General features: G+C 73.4%; 13 protein-coding genes. 10 read left to right on the forward strand and 3 right to left on the reverse strand.

Annotated elements, in window-relative coordinates; translation table 11 throughout:
* Positions 1–9: 9 nt before the first annotated feature.
* Genes BLR04_RS13965 through BLR04_RS13975 form a run of 3 tightly spaced genes read left to right on the forward strand, consistent with a single transcriptional unit; the run spans position 10 to position 6,082 of the window.
* Positions 10–846, forward strand: coding sequence for a glycosyltransferase (locus BLR04_RS13965; RefSeq protein ID WP_090763787.1), 837 nt, complete (start codon positions 10–12; stop codon positions 844–846).
* Positions 843–1,976, forward strand: a complete 1,134-nt coding sequence (locus tag BLR04_RS13970; protein ID WP_090763790.1) for a glycosyltransferase family 4 protein — start codon at positions 843–845, stop codon at positions 1,974–1,976. Before BLR04_RS13965 ends, BLR04_RS13970 begins: the two co-directional genes overlap by 4 nt.
* The gene (locus tag BLR04_RS13975; protein ID WP_090763793.1) at positions 1,973–6,082 is read left to right on the forward strand and encodes an alpha-(1->3)-arabinofuranosyltransferase domain-containing protein; all 4,110 of its coding nucleotides are present in this window, start codon (positions 1,973–1,975) and stop codon (positions 6,080–6,082) included. Before BLR04_RS13970 ends, BLR04_RS13975 begins: the two co-directional genes overlap by 4 nt.
* Here BLR04_RS13975 and BLR04_RS13980 read toward each other — a convergent pair.
* Positions 6,009–7,151, reverse strand: a complete 1,143-nt coding sequence (locus BLR04_RS13980; protein WP_090763796.1) for an acyltransferase family protein — start codon at positions 7,149–7,151, stop codon at positions 6,009–6,011. The genes BLR04_RS13975 and BLR04_RS13980 overlap by 74 nt on opposite strands.
* A 142-nt stretch (positions 7,152–7,293) precedes the next feature.
* Between BLR04_RS13980 and pgfA the strand changes: the two genes are divergently transcribed.
* Together pgfA and BLR04_RS13990 are read left to right on the forward strand one after the other, a co-directional pair.
* Entirely contained in the window at positions 7,294–8,214 is a 921-nt protein-coding gene (gene pgfA / locus BLR04_RS13985) for a cell envelope lipid trafficking protein PgfA (RefSeq protein ID WP_090763799.1), read from the forward strand.
* Between the two features lie 82 nt (positions 8,215–8,296).
* On the forward strand, positions 8,297–9,403 hold the full coding sequence (locus BLR04_RS13990) for an NAD(P)H-dependent flavin oxidoreductase (RefSeq protein WP_090763801.1): 1,107 nt from the start codon (positions 8,297–8,299) through the stop codon (positions 9,401–9,403).
* Here the strand turns inward: BLR04_RS13990 and BLR04_RS13995 are convergent.
* Positions 9,400–10,209 (reverse strand): crotonase/enoyl-CoA hydratase family protein, encoded by an 810-nt coding sequence (locus BLR04_RS13995; RefSeq protein WP_090763804.1) that lies wholly within the window; start codon positions 10,207–10,209, stop codon positions 9,400–9,402. The two genes, BLR04_RS13990 and BLR04_RS13995, sit on opposite strands and share 4 nt — an antisense overlap.
* A 143-nt stretch (positions 10,210–10,352) precedes the next feature.
* On the opposite strand from BLR04_RS13995, the gene BLR04_RS14000 reads away from it, so the two are divergent.
* The 5 genes from BLR04_RS14000 to BLR04_RS14020 are packed head-to-tail and all read left to right on the forward strand — an operon-like array spanning position 10,353 to position 16,594.
* Positions 10,353–11,900 (forward strand): acyl-CoA synthetase, encoded by a 1,548-nt coding sequence (locus BLR04_RS14000; protein WP_090763807.1) that lies wholly within the window; start codon positions 10,353–10,355, stop codon positions 11,898–11,900.
* On the forward strand, positions 11,890–12,786 hold the full coding sequence (locus tag BLR04_RS14005; RefSeq protein WP_245740239.1) for an OB-fold nucleic acid binding domain-containing protein: 897 nt from the start codon (positions 11,890–11,892) through the stop codon (positions 12,784–12,786). Before BLR04_RS14000 ends, BLR04_RS14005 begins: the two co-directional genes overlap by 11 nt.
* A complete protein-coding gene (locus BLR04_RS14010; RefSeq protein ID WP_090763810.1) occupies positions 12,786–13,820 on the forward strand; it encodes a lipid-transfer protein in 1,035 nt (344 codons plus the stop codon). The genes BLR04_RS14005 and BLR04_RS14010 overlap by 1 nt, the downstream gene beginning before the upstream one ends.
* 1 nt (position 13,821) lies before the next feature.
* Positions 13,822–14,970 (forward strand): thiolase domain-containing protein, encoded by a 1,149-nt coding sequence (locus BLR04_RS14015; RefSeq protein WP_090763813.1) that lies wholly within the window; start codon positions 13,822–13,824, stop codon positions 14,968–14,970.
* A gap of 37 nt (positions 14,971–15,007) precedes the next feature.
* Positions 15,008–16,594: an acyl-CoA synthetase gene (locus BLR04_RS14020; protein ID WP_090763816.1), complete on the forward strand. Its 1,587-nt coding sequence runs from the start codon at positions 15,008–15,010 to the stop codon at positions 16,592–16,594.
* An 82-nt stretch (positions 16,595–16,676) separates the two neighbouring features.
* On the opposite strand, the gene BLR04_RS40610 is transcribed toward BLR04_RS14020, so the two are convergent.
* Positions 16,677–22,289 (reverse strand): hypothetical protein, encoded by a 5,613-nt coding sequence (locus tag BLR04_RS40610; RefSeq protein WP_176903071.1) that lies wholly within the window; start codon positions 22,287–22,289, stop codon positions 16,677–16,679.
* Between the last annotated feature and the right edge of the window lie 128 nt (positions 22,290–22,417).

Raw genomic sequence — 22,417 nt, forward strand, 5'->3', positions numbered from 1 at the left:
GACGCCGACATGCCACCCTCTCGGGACGACCCGGACGGGCACGGGAGGGCGAGCCGGACACCACTGCTTGAGATCGTCGTTCCCGCCCACAACGAGGAACGACGGCTTCCCGGGGGGCTCCTGCAGCTGTGCGCGAAGCTCGCCCGCATGCCGTTCGCCAGTGCCGTCATCGTCGTCGACAACAACAGCACCGACCGCACGGCCGAGATCGTCACGACCTGGCCGGGCGGCGACGTACCGGTCCGTCTGGTGCGGTGCGCGACCCCCGGCAAGGGCGCGGCCGTGCGCGCCGGGTTGCTCGCCACGAGCGCGCCGTACGTCGGTTTCTGCGACGCCGACATGGCGACCGATCTCGCCGCGATCGACGTGGCGCTGGACCTGCTGAGGTCGGGTGAGCGGGTCGTGATCGGCTCGCGGGCGCACCGCGGCTCCCACGTGGAGAACCGGCACAGCCGGATCCGCGAGGCGGGCGCGTACGGGTTCCGCGCCCTGGCCCGCCTGCTCGTGCCCGGCGTCGGCGACACCCAGTGCGGCTTCAAGTTCTTCGACGGCGGCCTGGCCCGCGAGATCGCCGCGCAGCTGCGCACCTCCGGCTTCGCCTTCGACGTCGAGCTGCTGGCCCGTTGCCTGGCGCGGCGCTCGCGGGTCACGGAGATCCCCGTGCGCTGGCGTGACATGCCGGGCTCGCGCTTCTCGCCGCCCCGGCACGCGTTCGGCATCGTGCTGGAGCTGGGACGGATCTGGCTGCGGCTGCGCGCCAGGCCCAGGGCAGCCGGGCAGTCCGCCGGGCAGTCCGCCGGGCAGCCGGCCTGGGAGCCGCCGCTCGACCCCGTCGGATACCCATGAGGATCGCCGTCGTCAACTGGCGTGACCCCTGGCACCCCCAGGCGGGCGGCGCCGAGACCTTCGCCTGGGAGCTGTCCCGCCGTTTCGCGCGGGCCGGCCACGACGTCCGGTACGTCACCGCGCGGGCGCCCGGCCGGCGCAGGAGCGAGGTCGTGGAGGGGGTGCGCTTCGCGCGGATGGGCGGGACGTTCACCGTCTACCCCCTGGTGCTGGCCTGGCTGCTGGCGCGCCGTGGACGCTTCGACGCCGTGCTCGACTGCCAGAACGGCATCCCGTTCTTCACCCCGTGGGTCGTGCGGCGGCGTACCCGGGTGGTGTGCGTGGTGCACCACGTGCACGACCGGCAGTTCGGGATGCACCTGCCGGGGTGGCTGGCGGCGTTCGGGCGGTTCCTGGAGGGGCCGGTGTCGCGGTGGAGCTACCGGCGGCGGGCGAGCGTGGCGGTGTCGCCGTCCACGGAGCGGGCCATGCGCGAGCGGCTCGGCTGGCGGGGGCCGGTGCATGTCGTGCCGAACGGGGTGAATGTCGCGACGGTCGCGGACGTCGGCAAGAGCCAGGTCCCGCGGATCGTCTGCGTCGGGCGGCTCGTCGCGCACAAGCGCGTCCATCTGCTCCTCGACGCGCTGCCCGAGCTGCGCGAACGCTTCCCCGGCCTGGTAGTGGACGTCGTCGGGACCGGCCCGCTGGAGGCGGAGCTGCGGGCCCGGCTGCCCGAGGGCGCGGTGCTGCACGGCTACCTGCCGGAGGAGGAGAAGGCGCGGGTGGTGGCGCGGGCATGGTTGCACGTGAGCGCGTCGCAGGGCGAGGGCTGGGGGCTCAGCGTGCTGGAGGCCGCCGCCCTCGGCGTCCCGACGGTCGCCTATGACGTGGACGGGCTGTGCGACGCCGTACGGCACGGGGAGACCGGCTGGCTGCTGGCCGAGGGGACGGACCTGGCCAAGGGCATCGCCGGAGCCCTCGACGAGCTGGACCACCCTTATAGCGTGAAATGTCGGGAATGGGCGGGGTGTTTCTCCTGGGACCGCACCGCCGCCGGCGTCACCGCGGTCCTGCGCGGCGAGGACCCAGGGCCGGGAGCCTTTCCGACTCTCACGGACGTTGCCGAGGGTGATGCGGGGAGCGAACGGTGACCCTGCTGCCGACCGACCGGCTCGTCGCCGGCCGCCGCACCGGCGCGGGCCGTCCCGTGGGGGAGGAGGGCAGGCGGCGGCTCTGGCTGCTGCTGTGCTGCCTCGCGTTCGGGCTGCTCGCGTTCACCGCCAAGCCCGGCAGGATCATCTCCGACACCAAGCTGGACCTCGCACTCGACCCGGTCGGCTGGCTGGAGCGCGCGACCCACCTGTGGGACCTGCAGCACTTCGGCCAGCTGCAGAACCAGGTGGCCGGCTACCTCTTCCCGATGGGCCCGTTCTTCGCGCTGGGCGACCTCGCGGGGGTCGCGCCGTGGGTGACCCAGCGGCTCTGGCTGACGCTGCTGCTGTGCGCGGGCTTCCTCGGGGTCGAGCGGCTGGCCAGGCAGCTCGGCGTCGGCACGCCCGGCACCCGGATCGTCGCCGCGCTGGCGTACGCGCTGGCCCCGCGCACGCTGTCGATCCTCGGCGAGATCTCCGTCGAGTGGCTGCCCGCCGCGATGCTGCCGTGGATCGTGCTCCCGCTGCTGACCGCGTCACGGACCGGGCAGCGGGTGCGCGGGGCGGTCAGGTCGGCGCTCGCGGTCGCGCTGTGCGGCGGCGTGAACGCGGCGGCGGTGCTCGCCGTGCTCGTCGCGCCCCTGCTGTACATCCTCACCAGGCCCCGGCCGGTGCCGCGTCTGCGGATGCTCGGCTGGTGGTCGGCCGCCGTCACGGTCGCCACCCTGTCCTGGTCGCTGCCCCTGCTGCTGGTCGGCCGGTACGCGTTCTCGTTCCTGCCGTACACCGAGACCGCCGGGACAACCACCGCCGTCACCTCGCTCACGAACGTGCTGCGCGGCGCCTCCGACTGGGTGCGCTACCTGCCGGTGGGCGGCGTCATGGAGCAGCCGCCCGGGTTCGCCATCGCCACCTCCGCCGCCATGGTCGTCGTCACCGGCGCCATCGCCGCGCTCGGCCTGGCCGGCCTCGCCCGCTCCGACCTGCCCGCCCGGGGGTTCGTGGTGGCGCTCTTCCTGGTGGGCGTGCTCGCGCTGACCGCCGGGCACATCAGCGTCCTGGAACCGGTCGTGGCCGAGCCGGTGCGCCGGCTGCTGGACGGGCCGCTCGCGCCGCTGCGCAACCTGCGCAAGTTCGACCCGCTCGTCCGGCTCGCGCTCGCGTTCGGCCTCGCCCACCTGCTGGCGCGGGCCCGGATACCGGTCCGTACGGTGGCCGTCGCCGCCTTCGCCGCGCTGCTCGTGCCCGTCGCCAACCAGGGGATCGCCTCGCCCGGCGAGTTCGCCGACGTGCCGGCCCACTGGCGGCAGGCGGCGGCCTGGCTGGACGAGCACGCCGGCGACAGCGGCGTGCTGGTCGTGCCCGGCGCCAAGGCCGGCGAGTACGTCTGGGGCCGCCCGCTGGACGAGCCGCTGCAGGCCCTGACCGTCGCCCGCTGGACCACCCGCCAGATCACGCCGCCGGGTTCGGTCGGCCTGACCCGGCTGCTCGACGCCGTCGACCAGCGGCTCACCGCCGGGCACGGCTCGCCGGGCCTCACCGCCGTGCTGCGCCGGATGGGCGTGCGCTACCTGCTCGTCAGGAACGACCTCGCCCGGGCGAACCTCCAGGGGGCCTGGCCCGCCCGGATCTTCGAGGCGCTGCGCGCGTCGCCCGGCATCACCAAGGTGCGCTCGTTCGGCCCGCCCGTCGGCGACCAGACGGGCGACGACGCGGTGAACACGCTCGACGCGCCCTTCCCCGCGCTCGACCTGTACGAGGTGGCGGGCGCGTCCGACCTGGTCTCCGTGCAGCCGGCCGCCGCCGCCACGGAGGTGCGCGGCGGCCCTGACTCGCTGTTCGCGATGGGCGACCTCGGCCTGCTGGACGACGGCCCCGTCCTGGTGAACGGCGACAAGGGCGCCAGGAAGCTCCCCGCCGTGGTCAGCGACGGGCTGCGGCTGCGCGAGCGCTCGTTCGGCGAGATCCGGTCGAACCGGTCGCCCACGCTGACGGCCGACCACAAGGCCGACTTCTCGGGCGTGCGGGCGCTGGACCTGCTGGAGGACGGCTGGCTCGACGAGACCGCCGTCGCCGAGTACCACGGCGTCTCCGACGTCACCGCGTCGTCCTCGGTCGCCGACCCGTACGCGATCCCCGGGACGAGCACGCCAGGCGGCGGCCCGTGGGCGGCGCTGGACGGCAACCCCGCCACCGCCTGGGAGAGCGAGGGCTCGAAGCGCCCGCAGGGCGAGTGGCTGCGCGTGGACCTGCCCCGCCCGGCCCGCGTCCCGTACGTGGACGCCATGTTCGCCTCCGGCCTGCTGCTCGGGCAGGAGATCAGCCAGGTGGCCGTGGAGACGGCGGCGGGCAGCCTGGTCCAGGACGTACGGAGCACCACACAAGCGCAGCGGCTGCGCGTGCCGGACGGGCCCACGACCTGGCTGCGGATCAAGGTGACCGGCACGGCCGCGCAGCAGTGGAGCTACGGGCAGCGCGTCGGTGTGGTGGAGCTGTCGATTCCCGGCGTCACCCCAGAACGGACGATCCGGCTGCCCGGCCAGGGCGGGGACGCGTACGTCATGGACGGCGGCTCGGACGCGCGGCCCGCCTGCATGCGCAACGAGTCCCGCTGGGTCTGCAACGAGGTGGCGCTGTCGCGGCGCGGCGAGGAGACCGGGTTCGACCGGACCTTCCGCTCGGCGTCCGACACGACCGCCGGTGTGCGGGGGACGGCGGTGCTGCACGACCCCGAGCTGATCGACCGGTTCACCCGCCTGCGTGCCGACCTGACCACCGTGACCGGCTCGTCCCAGCTGACCGGCGACGCGATGGTCTCGCCCCGGGCGGCGTTCGACGCGGACGGCAGCACCACCTGGGTCCCCGACCCCGGCGACACCGAGCCGACGCTCACCCTCGCGTGGAAGGGCGCGCGCACGCTCTCCCGCCTGCGGATCCAGCGGGCGGGCGACGACCGGCAGCCGCTCGACGTCATCGTGACCGGCGACCGCGGCGAGGCCCGCGCGGGACGGGTGGACGAGAGCGGCTACCTCACCTTCGAACCGCTGACCACCACCCGGCTCAAACTGCGTTTCGTCCCGGCTTCCAAGCGGCTGCAGGTGACCGAGCTGGTGGTGCCCGGCGTGAACCCGGTGGGAAGGTTCCCCGACGGGCGGCTCCGGCTGGCCTGCGGGCTCGGCCCCCGGATCGAGGTGAACGGCCGTCCGGTCGAGACCAGGGTGGACGGCACCCACGCCGACCTGCTGGAGCAGCGGCCCGTGCGGATCACCGGCTGCTCAGGAGCAAGGCTGACGGCGGGCGACAACCGGGTGCGTGTGGCGGGCTGGAGCCCGTACACGATCGACGCTCTCGCGGTGGGAGACCTGCCCGACAGGCCGAGCGCGGCGAGCGGGCCGGCTGTGCCCGGCGTCTGGACGCCGTCCGTGCGTGAGGTGCGGGTCGACGCGCGGGAGGAGGCGTTCCTCGTCGTCGACGAGAACTTCAACGACGGCTGGCAGGCCAGGGCGGGCGGCAGGACGCTCACGCCCGTGCGGATCGACGGCTGGAAGCAGGGCTGGGTGCTGCCTGCCGGCACCACGGGGACCGTGCGGCTGGAGTACGCGCCCGACCGCCTCTACCGGCTCGCGATCCTGCTCGGACTGGCCGGGATCGCGCTGCTCGCCGTGGTCGCCCTCGCGCTGCGCGGGCCGCGTCCCGAACACCCGAGTGGGACGGCCGAGCCAGGGGCGGCGCGGCTGTCGCGGCTGCGGGCGCCGTCCGCGCTCGTGCTGGGGGCGGCGGTGGGCGGCTGGGTGGCGAGCTGGCCGGGCATGGTCGTGGTGGTCTGCGCCGTCCTGCTGACGCTGCTGCTGCGCGCCAGGAGGCTGCCCGCGCCGGTGGCGGCGGCCGGGTTGTGCTGCGCGGCCGCGGTGTCCCTGGCGGCGGGCCTGGTGCTGCGCGGCCACGGGCTCGACGGGTTCGACGTCCTGCTCGCGGACGCCGTGCCGCAGCTCGTCGCGTCCGCCGCCGTGGGCGTGCTCGTCGGCGCGCTCGTCAGGGGACGCGAGCGACCTGCGGCGGAGCCTCGCGCGGCCGATCGGGAGCTCGCTCGGTCCGGGCGAGCCTGAGCACGGGCAGCTCGACGAGGTGGTGGGAGACGACGCTGAGCAGCGTCGTGACCACGAAGGACACCACCGCCACCCCGGCGGGGTCGCCGCCGAACGGCTGCGCGCCCATGAGCTTGAGCTGCAACGTGATCACCGGCACGTGCCACAGGAAGAAGCCGTACGAGATGCGCCCGAAGTAGGCCGTCACCGGGTGGCCGAGGACGCGGTCGCGCAGCGCGCCCGACCCCGGCGCGAGCGCGAACGGCGTCACCACGAGCACCGCCACCGCCGCCTCCAGGCAGAGCCGCCACAGCGACTGCGACAGCGTGGGCAGCGCGAGCGTGCGCGGCCCGGCCAGCTCGGTGCTGAGCAGCACGTACACCAGCCCCGCCAGCACGAGCAGCTGCGGCGCCAGCGACTCGACCACCCGGCTGTGCCCGATCCACACCGACAGCACCGCGAGGGCCATGCCGCAGGCGAAGAACACCAGCTGGTACGGCAGCAGCGTCCCGAGCTGCGGCAGGTCGTACACGCGCGCCACGACGACGGTGACCACGGAGACCAGCGGCAGCACCCCGATGCCCGCGAGCAGGCGGACGGGCCGGTTCCCGCACCGCGCCCACCGGTGCAGGGCCCAGGCGATCAGCGGCAGCAGCAGGTAGAACGACATCTCGACGGGCAGCGTCCACATCTGGTAGAGCCCGTCGGGGGTGGTGTCGTCGCCGGGGAAGTGGTTCTGGGCGAGCAGCATCCAGGTGAGCCAGCCGGTCAGGTCGAACGAGCTCCACGCCCACAGCGTCAGCCCGGTCACCAGCCAGTAGAGCGGCATCACCCGCAGCACCCGGCGCCACAGGTAACGCGGTGTTCGCGGGCGTGGCGTATCCTCGATCACCGCGCGCGCCCACGGGCGGTAGAGCAGCAGGCCCGACAGGAGGAAGAAGATGGGTACGGCGACGCCGAGGCGGCTCATCATCCAGGCCAGCAGGCCCTCGCGGTACATCACGCCGGTGTTGCTCCCGACGTGCAGCAGCCAGACGCCGAGCGCGGCCAGCGCGCGGATGCCGTCGAGGGCGGCGTCCCTGCCTCTCATCCCGGCCTCACCCTTCCGCTTTCGTGATTCGGACGAACCACGATAGAACTTGTTTCTATCTCTTAGGTTGCGATGGTTTGTCCGTTACCGTCCCTTTGCTTGACACTGACCGCTGACATGTCTGATAAATCCGGAGGCCTCGATGGGTCGGATCTCCACGCTCGTCCTCATCGGGTTCGGGGCCTTCTTCGTGACACTGGCGCCGCTGCTGAAGTTCTGGGCGGCCGACCAGATCGTCTCCGCGCCCGCCAACCAGTTCGGCATCTCGCGGCTGGAGGCCAAGGACGCCGAGTACTTCTCCCTGCAGGACCTGAAGGTCCTCACCGGTGACCTCGACATCATCGTCACCACGCGCGGCGACGCGAAGGAGGCGACCTCCGACCGGGTGGTCTGGGACGAGGCGGTCGTGGTCAACGACGTGACGAACAAGCGTTCGTTCATAGACATGGCCGAGCGCCGCAGCGCGTTCGACCGCCGTACCGGCGAGGCCGTCAACTGCTGCGGCGCCGGCGTCGACAAGGAGCCCGTGCCGATGACGGGGCAGGTCTACAAGTTCCCCTTCGGCGTGGAGAAGAAGACGTACCAGGTGTTCGACCCGATCGCGCGCAAGGCGTTCGACGCGCGGTTCTCGGGCGAGGAGACGGTGAACGGCCTGCCCGTCTACGTCTTCGAGCAGACCGTCCCGCCGACCATGACCGAGAGCCGTACGGTCCCGGCGAGCGCGCTCGACATGAAGGGCAAGGGCGACGTGCGGGTCGGCCGCTGGTACGACGCCAAGAAGACGTTCTGGGTGGAGCCGGTCACAGGTTCGCCGGTGCGGCAGGAACTGCAGCGCCACGAGGTGCTGAAGACCCAGGACGGCGTCGAGCGCTCGCCCGCCTTCGTCGCCGACGCGCGGATGACCGACCAGACCGTGGACGAGCTGGTGCGCAACGCCGAGGACGCGAAGTTCCAGGTCCACCTGCTGCGCAACGTCGTCCCGCTGGTCCTGGTCGCCCTCGGCGCGGTCCTGCTCGTCGCCGCCGCCGTGACCGCCCGCGTCGGGCGGGGCCGGGCGTTGTAACGGGTTTTCGCGAGCGGCTCAGCGCACCGAGCCCGATGTAGAACGCGTTGCAGTGCGCTGTGCCCGGACGTATCGTCGGGCCATGCGGACACGCGTCACGGACATGTTCGGAATCGAGCTCCCGATCTTCGCGTTCAGTCACTGCAGGGACGTGGTCGCCGCCGTCAGCAGGGCTGGCGGCATGGGGGTGCTCGGGGCGCTCTACTTCACACCCGACGAGCTCGAGACCGAGCTCGCGTGGATCGACGACCACGTCGACGGCAGGCCGTACGGCGTCGACGTGGTCATGCCGGCGTCGTACGCGGGGGCCGACTTCCCCGCCGACGAGCTCGTCGGCCGGCTGCAGACGATGATCCCGGAAGGGCACCGGTCGTTCGTCGAGAACCTCCTCACCAGGCACGGGGTGCCCGAGCTGGCCGCCGACGCGGACCCCGGGCGGGTCCTGCTCGGCTGGACAGACGCCACCGCCCGCCCCCAGGTCGAGGTCGCGCTGCGGCACCCCATCGCGCTGCTCGCCAACGCGCTCGGTCCGCCGCCCGCCGACGTCGTCAAGCTCGCCCACGACCACGGCGTCAAGGTGGCGGCCCTGGCCTCGACCCCGCGCCACGCGCTCAAACAGGTCGAGGTGGGCGTGGACGTGGTCGTCGCCCAGGGCACCGAGGCCGGCGGCCACACCGGCGAGATCTCCACCATGGTGCTCATCCCGCAGGTGGTGGACGCCGTGGACGTGCCCGTCCTCGCGGCGGGCGGCATCGGCAACGGACGCCAGATGGCCGCCGGGATGGCGCTCGGGGCCGAGGGTGTGTGGACCGGCTCCCTGTGGCTCACGGTCGAGGAGGCCGACACCCCTGAGATGGCCAGGCGCCGCATCCTCCAGGCCACCTCGCGCGACACCGTACGGTCGCGGAGCTGGACCGGCAAGCCCGCCCGGCTGCTCAGGAACGAGTGGACCGAGGCGTGGGAGTCGCAGGAGTCGCCGGGGACGCTGCCGATGCCGCTGCAGTTCATGCTGGTCTCCGACGCGCTGCGCCGCATCGGCCGCTCCGAGGCCGCCGAGCTGGCCACGTTCCCCGCCGGGCAGATCATCGGCATCATGAACCAGGTCCGCTCCGCCAAGGACGTCGTGTTCGGCCTCGTGGAGGAGTACGGCGACGCCCTCGAACGTCTGGAGCGCATCACCGCCGACTAGTGGCCTCGGTACACCGGGGGGCGCTTCTCGCGGAAGGCGAGGGTGCCCTCCTTGGCGTCCTCCGAGCCGATCACCGGCCAGCCGAGCTCGTCGGACACCCGCAACGCCTCCGGCTCCGGCATGCCCAGCGTGTCCCGGTACGTCCGCAGGATCGCCTGGACGGCCAGCGGCCCGGAGGCGGCGACGGCCGCGGCCAGCTCGCGGGCCGCGGCCAGCGCCTGCCCGTCCGGGACGACCCGGTTGACCAGCCCCATCGACAGCGCCTCGGCCGCGGTGACCGCGCGTCCGGTGAGCAGGAGGTCCATGGCGTGGCAGTACGGGATCTGGCGCGGCAGGCGTACGGCGCTGCCGCCCATGGGGAACAGCGCGCGCTTCGCCTCGAACAGCCCGAGAGTGGCCGACTCCGCCACGATCCGCAGGTCGGTGCCCACCAGCAGCTCGGTGCCGCCGGCGACCGCGTACCCCTCGACGGCGCTGATGACCGGCTTGGTGGGCAGGTCCTGGCGCAGCAGGCCCTTCCAGTGGAAGTCGGTCATCTCGAGGGCCCTGGCCCGCACCTCCGGGTCGGACGACGGCGTGCCCATGGCCTTGAGGTCGGCGCCCGAGCAGAACGTGCCCGCCGCGCCGGTGAGGACGGCGACCCGGACGTCTCGCTCCTCGGAGGCGTACGCCCATGCCGAGGCCAGGCCGACGAGCATGTCGGCGGAGAGCGCGTTGCGGGCCTCGGGGCGGTTCATGGTGACGACGAGAACGTGCTCGTCGCGTTCGATCCGGCAGTGCGGGGTGCTGATCGGCAGGAGCTCCACGGGTGCCTCCGAACTGGCTGAATCAAGCGCTTGCTACAGATGTGGCGCCAGGATACGCTCCGACCAATAACAAGAACAGGTTCCTGTTTTGCGAGGGCGACCCCCATCAGACACGCTCAAGGCTCATTTCGCAGGGAGTTCTCATGGCACGGGGTTTCTGGAGGCTCGCGGAGAGTGATCCGGAGTGGGTGGCGGCCGTCGATCCCGACGGCACGGAGCATCGGGCCGGTGACCTCCTGGCCCGCGCGAACCGCCTCGTGCACGGCCTGCGCGACCTCGGGCTGGAGCCCGGCGACGGCGTCTGCGGCCTGGTCCCCAACGGCGCAGACGGTCTCGTCCTCTACCTGGCCGCACTGCAGGCCGGCTGGTACTACACGCCCGTCAACTGGCACCTCACCGGCCCTGAGATCGCCTACATCGTCGCCGACAGCGAGGCCAAGGCGTTCTTCGTCCACCCGAGATTCCTGGAGGAGGGCGCGCGCGGAGCCGCGGCCGTCGAGCCGCACCGGCGCTTCCTGCTGGGCGACGACGAACGCGCGGGCTTCCGCGCCGCCCGCGAGCTGACCGACGGATGGCCCGCCACCACCCCCGACGCCCGCACGGCGGGCGCCACCATGCACTACACCTCGGGCACCACCGGCAAGCCCAAAGGCGTCAGAAGGCCGCTCACCGGACTCGACCCGGACGACTCGGCCGAGCTCATGACGTTCCTGCCGGCGATGTTCGGCATCACTCCTGGCCGCCCCAACGCGCACCTCGTGACGTCCCCCAGCTACCACACGGCGGTGACCCAGTTCGGCGGGACGGCCCTGCACATGGGGCACACGCTCGTCTACATGGACAAGTGGGACTCCGAGGAGATGCTGCGGCTGGTCGAACGCCACAGGATCACCAACTCGCACATGGTCCCGACCCAGTTCAAGCGCCTGCTCGCGCTCCCGGACGCAACCCGCGCGGCCTACGACCTGTCCTCCCTGCGCTGGATGATCCACGCGGCAGCGCCCTGCCCGGTGCCCGTCAAGCAGGCGATGCTCGACTGGTGGGGCGACTGCGTGTACGAGTACTACGCGGCCACCGAGGGCGGCGGCACCATCGCCACCCCCGAGGACTGGAAGGCGCACCCGGGCACCGTCGGCAAGCCGTGGCCCATCAGCGAGCTGCTCGTCGTGGACGACGCGGGCGAGCCCGTCCCCACCGGCACGCCAGGCACGATCTACATGAAGATGCCGGGCACCGGCTTCGAGTACAAGGGCGACCCGGCCAAGACGGCCGCGAACCGCCTCAAGGACTTCTTCACCGTCGGCGACATCGGCTACCTGGACGACGACGGCTTCCTCTACCTCTGCGACCGCAAGGCCGACCTGATCATCTCCGGCGGCGCCAACATCTACCCCGCCGAGATCGAGAACGAGCTCATGGTCCACCGGAAGGTGGCCGACGTGGCCGTGTTCGGCATCCCCGACGAGGAGTGGGGCGAGCAGATCAAGGCCGTCGTCGAACCCGCCCCCGGCGTCGAGCCGGGCCCCGCGCTGGCCGCCGAGCTGCTGGCCTCGCTGGAGGGCCGGCTGTCGCGGATGAAGTGGCCGAAGAGCATCGACTTCATCGCCGAGATGCCCCGCGAACCCAACGGCAAGCTGCTCAAACGCAAGCTGCGCGACCCGTACTGGGAGGGACACGACCGTGCCATCTGAACCGCCGGCCGCCCGGCACGTCCTCGAGTTCCCCGGCGGCTACACCCGCACGACGGGGCCGGTGATCGGGCGGTTCCTCAGCGAGCTGCGCGCCCGGCGCATCGTCGGCGTGCGCACGGCCGAGGGCCGCGTACTGGTGCCGCCGCTGGAGTACGACCCAGGCACCGGCGACCCCGTCACCGGCGAGTACGTCCAGGTCGGCCCGGCCGGCACCGTCACCACGTGCGCGTGGGTGGACGAGCCGCTGGAAGGACACCCTCTCGACCGTCCCTTCGCCTGGGCGCTCATCGCGCTCGACGGCGCCGACACCGCCCTCCTGCACGCCGTCGACGCCGGGAACCCCAAGGCGATCGCCACGGGCACGCGCGTCTGGCCGGTCTGGAGCGAGCGGCCCACCGGCAACGTCACCGACCTGTCGCACTTCGTCCCCGAGGTCACGAAGATCGTCGCGCCGGTGCGCGCCGAGTACCGGTTGCGGGCGGGCGGCGCGCTGGGCGTCTTCCTGGCGGGCGTCGAACGCGGGGTGCTCCTCGGCGGGCGGTGCCAGTCCTGCGAGAAGGTGTACGTGCCGTACCGGCTGTCGTGCCCCGAGTGCGGCACGGCCATCGGCGAGCCGGTCGAGCTGCCCGGCACCGGCACGGTCACCACGTTCGCGATCAACAACCTGCCTGACCCGCGCGCGCCGCAGGTGCCGTTCGTGTCGGCGTACATCCTGCTCGACGGCGCGGACATCCCGATGATCGCCCTGGTCGGCGACGTGCCCGCGCACGAGGTGCGGCACGGCATGCGGGTCAGGGCCGTCTGGGTCCCGACGGAGGAGCGGACCGCGTCCATGACGAACATCCGCTGGTTCGCCCCCACCGGCGAGCCCGACGTGGAGCTGTGATGAGAGAGGTCGCCATCGTCGCGTTCGCCCAGACGCGGCACACGTCCCACGACACCGGGCTGAGCGAGCCTGAGCTGATCCGTCCCGTGATCGAGGAGGTCAAGGAGCGTACGGGCCTCAGCCGCTTCGGCTTCACCTGCTCGGGGAGCTGCGACTACCTGGCCGGAGCCCCGTTCTCGTTCGTGTCCGCCCTCGACGCGCTGGGGGCCTGGCCGCCGATCTCCGAGAGCCACGTGGAGATGGACGGCGCCTGGGCCCTGTACGAGGCATGGGTGCGCCTCCAGCACGGCGACATCGACTCGGCCCTCGTCTACGGCTTCGGCAAGTCGTCGCTCGGCGACCTGCGCACGATCGCGACGCTGCAGCTCGACCCGTACTATCTGGCGCCGCTCGGCCTCGACCTGCTCTCCTTGGCCGCGCTCCAGGCCGCCGCGGTCGGCGCGGAACGCAAGGAGCTCGACGACATCGTCCGCCGCAGCCGCGCCGACGGCCGCGCGAACCCGTACGCGCTGGACCTGCCCGACCCCGACCCTGACTCCGACCCCGGTGGGGACCATGCGGTGCGGCCGCTGCTGACGACGGACGTGCCGCCCGTCACGGACGGCGCGGCGGCGGTCGTGCTCGCCACCGGCGACCTGGCCCGGCGGCTGTGCCCGAACCCCGCCTACGTGCGGGGGATCGCCCACCGCATCGAGCCGCACTACCCCGGGATGCGCGACCTCGCGCACTCGGCGTCCGCGGCCGACGCCGCGCGGGCCGCCGGGGTCGGCGAGGGCCCCGTCGAGGTGGCCGAGCTGCACGCCCAGTTCCCGCACGAGGAGATCATCCTGCGCCGCGCCCTCGACCTGCGCGAGGACACCGGGGTCAACCCCTCCGGCGGGCCACTGGCCGCCAACCCCGTCATGGCCACCGGACTCATCCGCATCGGCGAGGCCGCCCGGCCCATCCTCGACGGGTCCGCCCGCCGCACCGTCGGGCACGCCGCGGGCGGACCCTGCCTGCAGCACAACCTCGTCACCGTCCTGGAGGCCTGAGATGGGAAACCGGTGCGCGGTCATCGGCGTCGGCCAGACGCGCTACACCACGAAGCGGCGCGACGTCTCCATGGCCGGGCTGGTGCGCGAGGCGGCGCTGCGGGCCCTGGAGGACGCCGGGCTGACCTTCAAGGACATCGACGCCGTCGTCATCGGCAAGGCCCCCGACCTGTTCGAGGGCGTGATGATGCCGGAGGCGTACCTCGCCGACGCGCTCGGCGCGGCGGGCAAGCCCATGATGCGGGTGCACACCGCGGGCAGCGTCGGCGGCAGCACGGCCCTGGCCGGCGCCTCGCTCGTCCAGGGCGGGGTGCATGAGCGGGTGCTGGTCGTGGCGTACGAGAAGCAGTCGGAGTCGAACGCCACCTGGGCGCTGTCCACGCACCTGCCGTTCAGCGCGTCACTGGTGGTCGGCGCGGGCGGCTACTTCGCGCCGCACATCCGCGACTACATCCGCAGGTCAGGCGCCCCCGGTCACATCGGCACCCTCGTCGCGGTCAAGGACCGCCGCAACGCGCTGAAGAACCCGTACGCGCACCTGAAGATCCCCGGCATCGACAGGAAGATGGTCGAGTCGACGCCCATGCTGTGGGAGCCGATCCGCTACCTGGAGACGTGCCCGTCGAGCGACGGCGCCTGCGCGATGGTGCTGGCCGCCGAGTCGGCCGTCACCGGCACCCCCGCCTGGCTGCACGGCACCGCCATGCGCTCCGAGCCGATCTTCCGGGCCGGGCGCGACACCGTCAGCCCGCGCGCGGGCATCGACTGCGCGGCCGACGTCTACCGCCAGGCCGGCATCACCGACCCACGGCGGCAGATCGACGTCGCCGAGGTGTACGTCCCCTTCTCCTGGTACGAGCCCATGTGGCTGGAGAACCTGGGGTTCGCGGCGGAAGGGGAGGGCTGGAAACTCACCGAGTCGGGCGCCACGGCCCTCGACGGCGACATCCCGTGGAACGCCTCCGGCGGGGTGCTGTCGAGCAACCCGATCGGCGCCTCGGGACTCATCAGGTTCGCCGAAGCCGCCCAGCAGGTGCGCGGCCTGGCCGGCGACCACCAGGTGGACGGCGCCCGTACGGCGCTCGGCCACGCGTACGGCGGAGGAGCGCAGTTCTTCGCGATGTGGATCGTCGCACGGGAGCGGCCCTGACGCCGCGGGGGAGACCCATCACACCCTGGAGGTCCCGGTGGAGTTCAACCACGCAGACCTGTTCGAAGGGCTGACGGACGCCGCGGGGGAGCGGACGGCCGTCGTCTGCGGCGCGGACCGCCGCACCTTCGCCGAGCTGGACGCCGAGGCGAACCGGCTCGCCCACCATCTCACCGACCTCGGCGTCGAACCAGGCCAGCACGTCGGCCTGCACCTCTACAACGGCGTCGAGTACGTCGCCGGCCTGCTGGCCGCCCTCAAGATCAGAGCGGTGCCGATCAACGTCAACTACCGCTACGTCGAGGCCGAACTGCTCTACCTCTACCGCGACTCCGACATCCGGGCGCTGATCTACGACGTGGAGTTCGAGCCTAGGGTGGCCGCCGTCGCCGGGCGCGCGCCGCTGCTCGACCACCTGATCGCGGTGGGCGGGCCGCCGTCGATCGCCACGGCCGTGCCGTACGCGACCGCCCTGGAGCACGGACGGCCAGAGCGGGGCTTCCCCAAGCGGTCGGGCCAGGACGTGTACATCATCTACACCGGCGGCACCACCGGCCTGCCGAAGGGCGCGATGTGGCACGTCGAGGACCTGTTCATGGGCTTCGGCGGCGGCAACCCGTACGGGCAGCCGCGAACCACCCCGCAGGAGGTCGTCGACGAGGCGGTCAAGGCCACGCCCCTGGTGCTGATGGCCGCGCCGCCCCTCATGCACGGCGCCGCGCAGATGGCCACGTTCCTCGCCTGGTGGATGGGTTCGGCCATGGTGTACGTCCGCAAGTTCGACGCCGCCGAGGTGCTGCGGACCATCGCCCGCGAGCGGGTCAACACCCTCAACATCACCGGCGACGCCATGGCCCGTCCGCTGGCCGAGGAGCTGGCGCGCGGCACGTACGACGTGTCGTCGCTGTTCGCGGTCAGCTCGACCGGCGCCATCCTGTCCGGCGCCGTACGCGACCGGCTGCAGGAACTGCTGCCGAACGTCATGATCCTCGACAGTTTCGGCTCGACCGAGTCCGGCTACACCGCCTCGGGCGTCGCCGGGTCGTCGCCCGAGAAGGGCCTGCGCTACCAGCCGAACTCCGTCGTGAAACTGGCCGTGCTGGACGACGAGCACCGGCCCGTCGAGCCAGGCTCCGGACAGATCGGCACGCTCGCCAGATCGGGACGGGTGGCGTTCGGCTACTACAACGACCCCGACAAGACGGCCCGTACGTTCGTCACGGACGAGCAGGGCACCCGCTGGCTGCTCACCGGCGACCTGGCCACCGTCGAGGCCGACGGCACCGTCTCCGTCTTCGGCCGCGGCTCGCAGTGCATCAACACGGGCGGCGAGAAGGTGTTCCCCGAGGAGGTCGAGGCGGTGCTCAAGGGGCATCCTGCGGTGTTCGACGCCGTGGTCACGGGGGTGCCGGACGAGCGGTGGGGCGATCGGGTGGCCGCCGTGGTCGAGCCACGCCCCGGCGTCGAGCTGACCGCGTCCGACCTGGACGCCCACTGCCGGACCCAGCTGTCCGGCTACAAGGTGCCCCGCACGTACGCGTTCGTCACGGAAATGGTGCGCTCGCCCGCAGGCAAAGCCGACTATCGCTGGGCCCGCAGAACCGCCGAGAACACCTCCCCCTGAGGACGGCTCAGCCCGTTCCGGGGCGCGTGGTCGATGCGGCGCCTCGGACCTTTTGCCCGCCCTTTCTGGCGCTTGTCCCGCTTCACGGCGTGGCGTCGAGGTGCCGCAGTTCGGCGTCGATCGCTTGCGCCTCCTGTTCCCGTCCCGCCTTCTCCAGCAGGCTCAGCCGGCCGCGCAGCACTTCGCGCAGCAGGTCGGCGTGGTGGTCGCCCTGCGCACGCGGGTCGGCGTCTTGGGCGGTCAGGGTGCGTAGGAGGGCGGCGGCGGTCTGCAGGGCCTCGTCGGCGGCGTCGTCGCGGCCGAGGTCCAGTTGGCAGAGGCCGAGGCGGGCGTGCGCGACCGCTCCCGTCGGCGCGTCCTTCGCCACCTGGGCGGCCCGGTGCAGGACGAGCCCCGCCTCCAGCGGCCGGTCGGCCCGCATGAGCGCGTCCCCCAGCATCAGCATCGCCCGTGACAGCAGCCCGGCCTGCGCCGTCCCGCCGGAAGGGAACCGCTCCAGCGCCGCCACCGCCTCCCGCAGCGGCCCCACCGCGTCCGCGGGGAACTGCCGCGCCAGCAGCGCCCCGGCCAGCGCCAGGCACGCCCCGGCCCGTCCGATGTGCAGGTCCCGCGCGTCCACGCCCGCGGCGATCAGCTCGTCGTAGACGGCGACGGCCTCACGCGCCCGCGCCTCCGCCTCCACGACGCCGTCCTGCCGCAGCAGCGCCCCCGCGACGCCGTCCGGCCGCAGCAGTGTCTCGGAGCTCAGTGTCAGCGCGCCCGCCAGCACCGTCCGGTACGCCACGTCCCCCGGCTGTGCGCTGGCCGTCCGGATCGCGTCCTCCGCCAGGGCGTTCGCCCCGGCGGGGTCGCCCAGCGCGAGACGGCAGCGCGCCAGCCGCCAGGCGGCCTCGGCGTGCCTCACGGTGCCGGGCGGCTCACCGGCGGCGGCGATCCCGGCGTACTCGACGGCCTCGCGCGGCCGACCGGCGGCCAAGAGGTCGTCGGCGATCAGCGCGGCCGTCGCGGCCGCACCCCTCTGGTCGGGCAGCGCGGTGAACAGGCGCAGCGCCTCCACCAGGTGCGCCATCGCCTCCGGCTCCCGTCCGGACGCCCGTGACGCCTCACCCCGCACCTGGATCGCCCGCGCCCGCAACACCTCCACCCCCGCCGCGGCCCGGTCGAGTTCGGCGAGCGCCCAGGTGATCGCGTCCAGGGCCGCGAGCGGGCGGCCCAGCGCCGCCAGGGTGGCCCCGAGCTGCACATACACGGCTGCGGCGAGGGACGGCTCGTCCAGGTCGTCGCACACGTCAGCGGCCCGCTCGCAGTGCGCCAGGGACTCCGCCGGCCGGCCGCGTCCGAACAGCTCGGCGGCGTAGCGGAGCAGGGTCTCCCCGAGCAGCCGGCCAGGACGGCCACCGAGCAGATCCACGGCCTGCTCCAGGACGGGCAGTTCGGCCCGCCCGCACCGCTCGTACGCGACGGCCGCCTGCGCCAGCGCCACCCCGAGCGCCTCCCGGTACGCGCCCGACACCACGGCGAGCCCCCGGTAGACGCGAACGGCGAGTTCGGCCCCGAGCAGTGCGCCCTCGTCGTCGCCGCCACGCGCCGCAGCCGCCCCGAACGCGGCCAGGCAGCGGGCGTAACGGGCGTGCAGCTCCGGCGCGCCGCTCAGCGGCACCTCCCGCTCCAGCGCCTCGGCGAACCTGGACAGCGGCCCCGCGAGCCCCGCCGTCCCCGTCATCTCCGTCACGAGACCGGACAGCTCGTCCACCAGCGTGCCCAGCGCCTCGACGCCCGGCAGCGGACGCATGTCGAGGATCCCGGCGAACAGCGCCGCGCCGGCCGCCGGACCGTCCTCCTCCACGCGCAGCCTCGCCAGCCGTACCAGAGCCCGCAGATGGACGCCCGCCACCTCGCAGGGCACGGTCGCGGCGCGGGTCATGAGCGCGGTCCCCCTGGCCAGCCGGTCCCGCGCCGCGTCGTCGTCGCCCAGCTCGGCCAGGCACAGGCCGCCCAGCTCCAGGCACGCCGCGGTGAGCAGCAGCGCCTCCTCGCCCGCCTGCGGCGACGGGACGGCGTCGAGCGCGCGGGTGACCGACCGCAGCGCGCCCTCGGCGTCCCGCGCGCCGAAACGGATGCTCGCCTGTACGTGCAGCGCCCCGGCCAGCGCGAGCGGCGGCTCGGCACCCTCCGCCACGAGCCCCGCGTACAGCTCGGCCAGCCGGTCGGACGCCGCCGCCGCGTCCGCCGGGGAGGCGGCCCTGGACAGCGCCACCGTCTCCAGGGTCAGCAGATGCGCGAGCTCCGTACGGAACGCGACGCTCAGCTCGGCCTGCGGTTCGTACGACTCGACGGCGGTGAGCAGGTGGGGGAGCGCCTCCTTGTGGCGTCCGAGCCCCACGAGCGCCCGGCCCAGCGCGGCGGCGACCATGCCTACCGCGATCGCGTGCGGCGGGCCGGGCGCGGCGTGCCGCTGAAGCAGTTCGGCGGCCTGCGTGGCCAGCGCCAGCCCGTCGCCGGCCCGGCCCGCGTCCGCCAGGGCGGTGGCGAGCCCGGCCTGCGCCGACAGGTACGCGTCGACCAGCTCGGCCCCGGGCGTGCCGGCGTCCTCGACCGCTTTCCTGCACTCCGCGAGCCGTTCCTCCGCCCGGGCCACGGCCCGCGCCGGTTGGGTGACGGTCAGTCCTGGCAGCCACGGCTCGCCCGGTTGCGGCTCGGCCGGTTCCATCCGGCCCAGCCTGGCCCGGACCTCGTCCGACGGTCCACCGCGCCCGCCGTGCACGTCGTAGAGCTCGGCGGCGATCTCCAACTGGACGCGGGCATCGGCCCGCCGCCCCAACTCGTCCAGACACAACCCCAGCAGATACCTGGCCCTGGCCTGCACCTCCAGCCCAACCTCAACCTGCCCGCCCCGCGTCACCGGGCCGGTGTTGGGGATCTCGGCGTGCGTCGTCGAGCCTGTCATGGAGATCCTGGCCTCCTGCAGCGGGGCCAGCGCCTCCTCGGGCCGGCCGTCGGCCAGCAACAGCTCGCCGAGGACCAGTAACTGCCCGGTGAAGGAGGGCCGGTGCTCGTCCGGCTCCAGCGTGACAAGAGCCCGCAGATTCCGTACGGCCTCCGCGGCGGACCTGACCGCGGCGTCCAGGTCGTCCAGGCGCGCGTACGTCCCGGCCAGGTCCGCCGCCGCCGAGGCCAGCTGAGCACGCACGCCGGGGTCGCCGTCGGCGAGCCCCCGCAGCCGCCCCACCGCCTCACCCGCCGGGACGACCGCATCGCGCACCCTGCCGCGCGCCTCCAGCCACCCGGCCATCCACCGCATCCGGCTCACGACCACGCCCCCGCCAACCGTGACGCCGCCCGGCGCGACGGCGCGGACGACTTGAGTGGCCGCTACGGCCAGGCAGGCGGCCAGGTCGGGCAGCACCTCGTCGGCCCGCATCTCCTCGAAGGCCGCGACCGGCGTCACTGTCCGCCCCACCTCGGCCGCCCCGAAACCGAAACCACCGGAACCTCCCGAACCACCGGAGCCCCCGGTAGCCGCGGAAGGACCGAAAGCCCCGAGAGCCGTGAAGGTCCCGGGAAGGTCGGAAGGGCCGGAAGAGCCGGGGCCGTCGGGAAGGATGCTGGGCGGGGGCACGATGGCGAGCATTTCGGTGACGTGGGCCGCGAACCCCGCGTCGCCGCCCGCCGCCCCGAACGCCGCAACGGCCTCGCCCAGCCGCCCGGCGTCCAGCAGCGCACAGGCCAGGTTGTAGTGGGCCCGCGCGGCCTCGCCCGCGTAGTGCGAATCCTCCGCGGCCAGGTCCCGGAACACGTCCGCCGCCTCCTGCGCCGGCCGCAGCGCCGCCACCCCTTCACCGGCCATCAGCAGGCCCGCCCCCAACGCGAACAGCGCCTCCGCCCGCCCACCTTCCGCCTGTGCCCGCTCACCCACCACATGCGCCTGCCCGTCTTCCTCCTCTCGAGGAGAAGCGGTCGGGGAGGGCGCAGCAGTCGGGGGAGTGACGGCGTGTGCGGGGGCTGCGGCGTGGAGATCGACGGCCTCAGCCGCTGCGGCGACCGCCTCGCTCAGCCGCCCCACAGCCGCCAACGCGCCCGACTGCCACGTCAACGCCGCCGCCAGCGCGACGCGCTCCCCGTACGCGCGACGGTGACGGACGGCCAGCCCGGCGAGTGCCACCTGGAGCGCCTGTAACCCCAGCCCGACGCCCCGACGCAGCCCCGGACTGCCGACGGACATCGTCACGGCCGAACCCGGCTCGCCGGTGTCCCCGTCGAAGGCGGCACTGAGCGCGTCGCCGAGCACATCGGCGAGCCGGGTGTGTGGGTGCGCCACGGCTGTCGCGACCAGCTCATCGAGTCGGCCGGTGAGAAACGTTCGCAGTGCCGCCCCGACCGGCTCTCTTCCGGCCGAGCGCCGCAGCACGTCGATCAGGCGTACGAGTTGCTCGACCGTGCAGCCCTCGCGATCGCGCAGGGCGGTCGCCAGCTGCCCCAACCCCGCCGTTCCGGCGAGCAGTTCCCCGGCCACTGCCTCGGGCGTCACCCGTACGTCGGCCACGAGACCGGCCAGGGCGCCGTCCCTGATGCCGGTGACGACGGACAGAACGGCAGGGAGTTCGTCGTGGTCCGGTGTGGTGAGGAGGAGCGTCGCGAGGGCCTGGCGTGTGGTCGTCTCGTCGGTGCGCGGCAGTCCGGCGATGCTCAGGCCGTCCGGTGGGGTGGGGGCCTCGGCGAGGGCTTCCGGGTCGGTACGGGTCGTGCCGGAGGAGGCGGCGGGCCCGTCACTGATCGACCTGGTGAGTTCGTGGGTGACGATGTGTTCGAGGAGTCCGCCGTTCCCCTGCACCTGTTCCGGTGGGTCCTCGCCGCGGACACACAGCAGGGCCGCCAGATGGACGTGGAGCGGGAGCCCGTACTCGGGGTCCTCGAGCCGCGGCGGGTCGGGGAGAACGTCGCGATCCGGGGCGAACGCCTTCATGGCGGCGAGCGCGTGCTCCGTCCGCTCGGGCAGGGTGAGCGGGCGCGCGTTGAGACCGACGGTCGTCGTGGTGAGCCGCCGCAGCCAGCCGCCCGACGCCGTGTCCAGACGTCGCCACCAGTCCGTCTCGCCCGGCTCGCCGACCAGGAACAGCAGCCGTACGCGGGCGATGCGCCCGTCCTTCGCCAACCGCCGGACGAGCTCCCCCACGAGCGGGTACGACGGCTCCGGCCGGTCCACCACGACCAGCGTCGCCCGTGACGCCTCCAGCCGCATGTCGCCCCGAGAGCCGGCTTCGCCGGACAGGAGGTCGTGCACGGCGTCCAGCGGCAGGAAGCCGGTGTCCCAGCCTGCCTCGGCGAGCTCCGCGCACAGTTCGACGGCCAGCCGGGTCTTGCCCGTGCCGGCCCTCCCGGTGAGGACGGCGATCGACACCGGGTCGGGGTCGGCGGCCCACGAGCGGAGCTCGTCCAGCTCCTCGTCCCTCCCCATGAACGGGACGACCGCGCGGCGGCCCGCCAACAGCCCCCAGCCCGTGGACCCTCGCGGCGTCGTCTCCCGCGCGGGCGCGAGCAGGTCGCGCAGGAACATCGACCGGTCGCCTGCGCGTACGGTCTCCAGCTCCTCGGACGTCACTCCGGTCAGCTCCTGGAAACGCTCGTCGTCCAGCAGCGCGGTCACGGGGACGACGTCGAACCGATGCCCGGAGCCGCCCGCAACAGGAGCGTTCATGACCAGATCGAGAAACTCGGCGGTCCGACCGGCGGCGCCAGAGGCCGCGGGGTGCCCGGCGCGTCCGAGATGAGCGGGGTGGCCGAGACGGCGGGACTGATGAGGACCACTCAGGTCACCGGAGGGGC

The organism is Nonomuraea maritima, from assembly GCF_900100395.1.
Taxonomy (GTDB): Bacteria; Actinomycetota; Actinomycetes; order Streptosporangiales; family Streptosporangiaceae; genus Nonomuraea; species Nonomuraea maritima.

Bases quoted from the DNA above. Each gene is read 5' to 3' on its own strand.
- pgfA (WP_090763799.1), top strand. From the start codon at position 7,294: ATGGGTCGGATCTCCACGCTCGTCCTCATCGGGTTCGGGGCCTTCTTC.
- BLR04_RS13965 (WP_090763787.1), top strand. From the start codon at position 10: ATGCCACCCTCTCGGGACGACCCGGACGGGCACGGGAGGGCGAGCCGG.
- BLR04_RS13970 (WP_090763790.1), top strand. From the start codon at position 843: ATGAGGATCGCCGTCGTCAACTGGCGTGACCCCTGGCACCCCCAGGCG.
- BLR04_RS40610 (WP_176903071.1), bottom strand. From the start codon at position 22,289: ATGAACGCTCCTGTTGCGGGCGGCTCCGGGCATCGGTTCGACGTCGTC.
- BLR04_RS13990 (WP_090763801.1), top strand. From the start codon at position 8,297: ATGCGGACACGCGTCACGGACATGTTCGGAATCGAGCTCCCGATCTTC.
- BLR04_RS14010 (WP_090763810.1), top strand. From the start codon at position 12,786: ATGAGAGAGGTCGCCATCGTCGCGTTCGCCCAGACGCGGCACACGTCC.
- BLR04_RS14015 (WP_090763813.1), top strand. From the start codon at position 13,822: ATGGGAAACCGGTGCGCGGTCATCGGCGTCGGCCAGACGCGCTACACC.
- BLR04_RS14000 (WP_090763807.1), top strand. From the start codon at position 10,353: ATGGCACGGGGTTTCTGGAGGCTCGCGGAGAGTGATCCGGAGTGGGTG.
- BLR04_RS13980 (WP_090763796.1), bottom strand. From the start codon at position 7,151: ATGAGAGGCAGGGACGCCGCCCTCGACGGCATCCGCGCGCTGGCCGCG.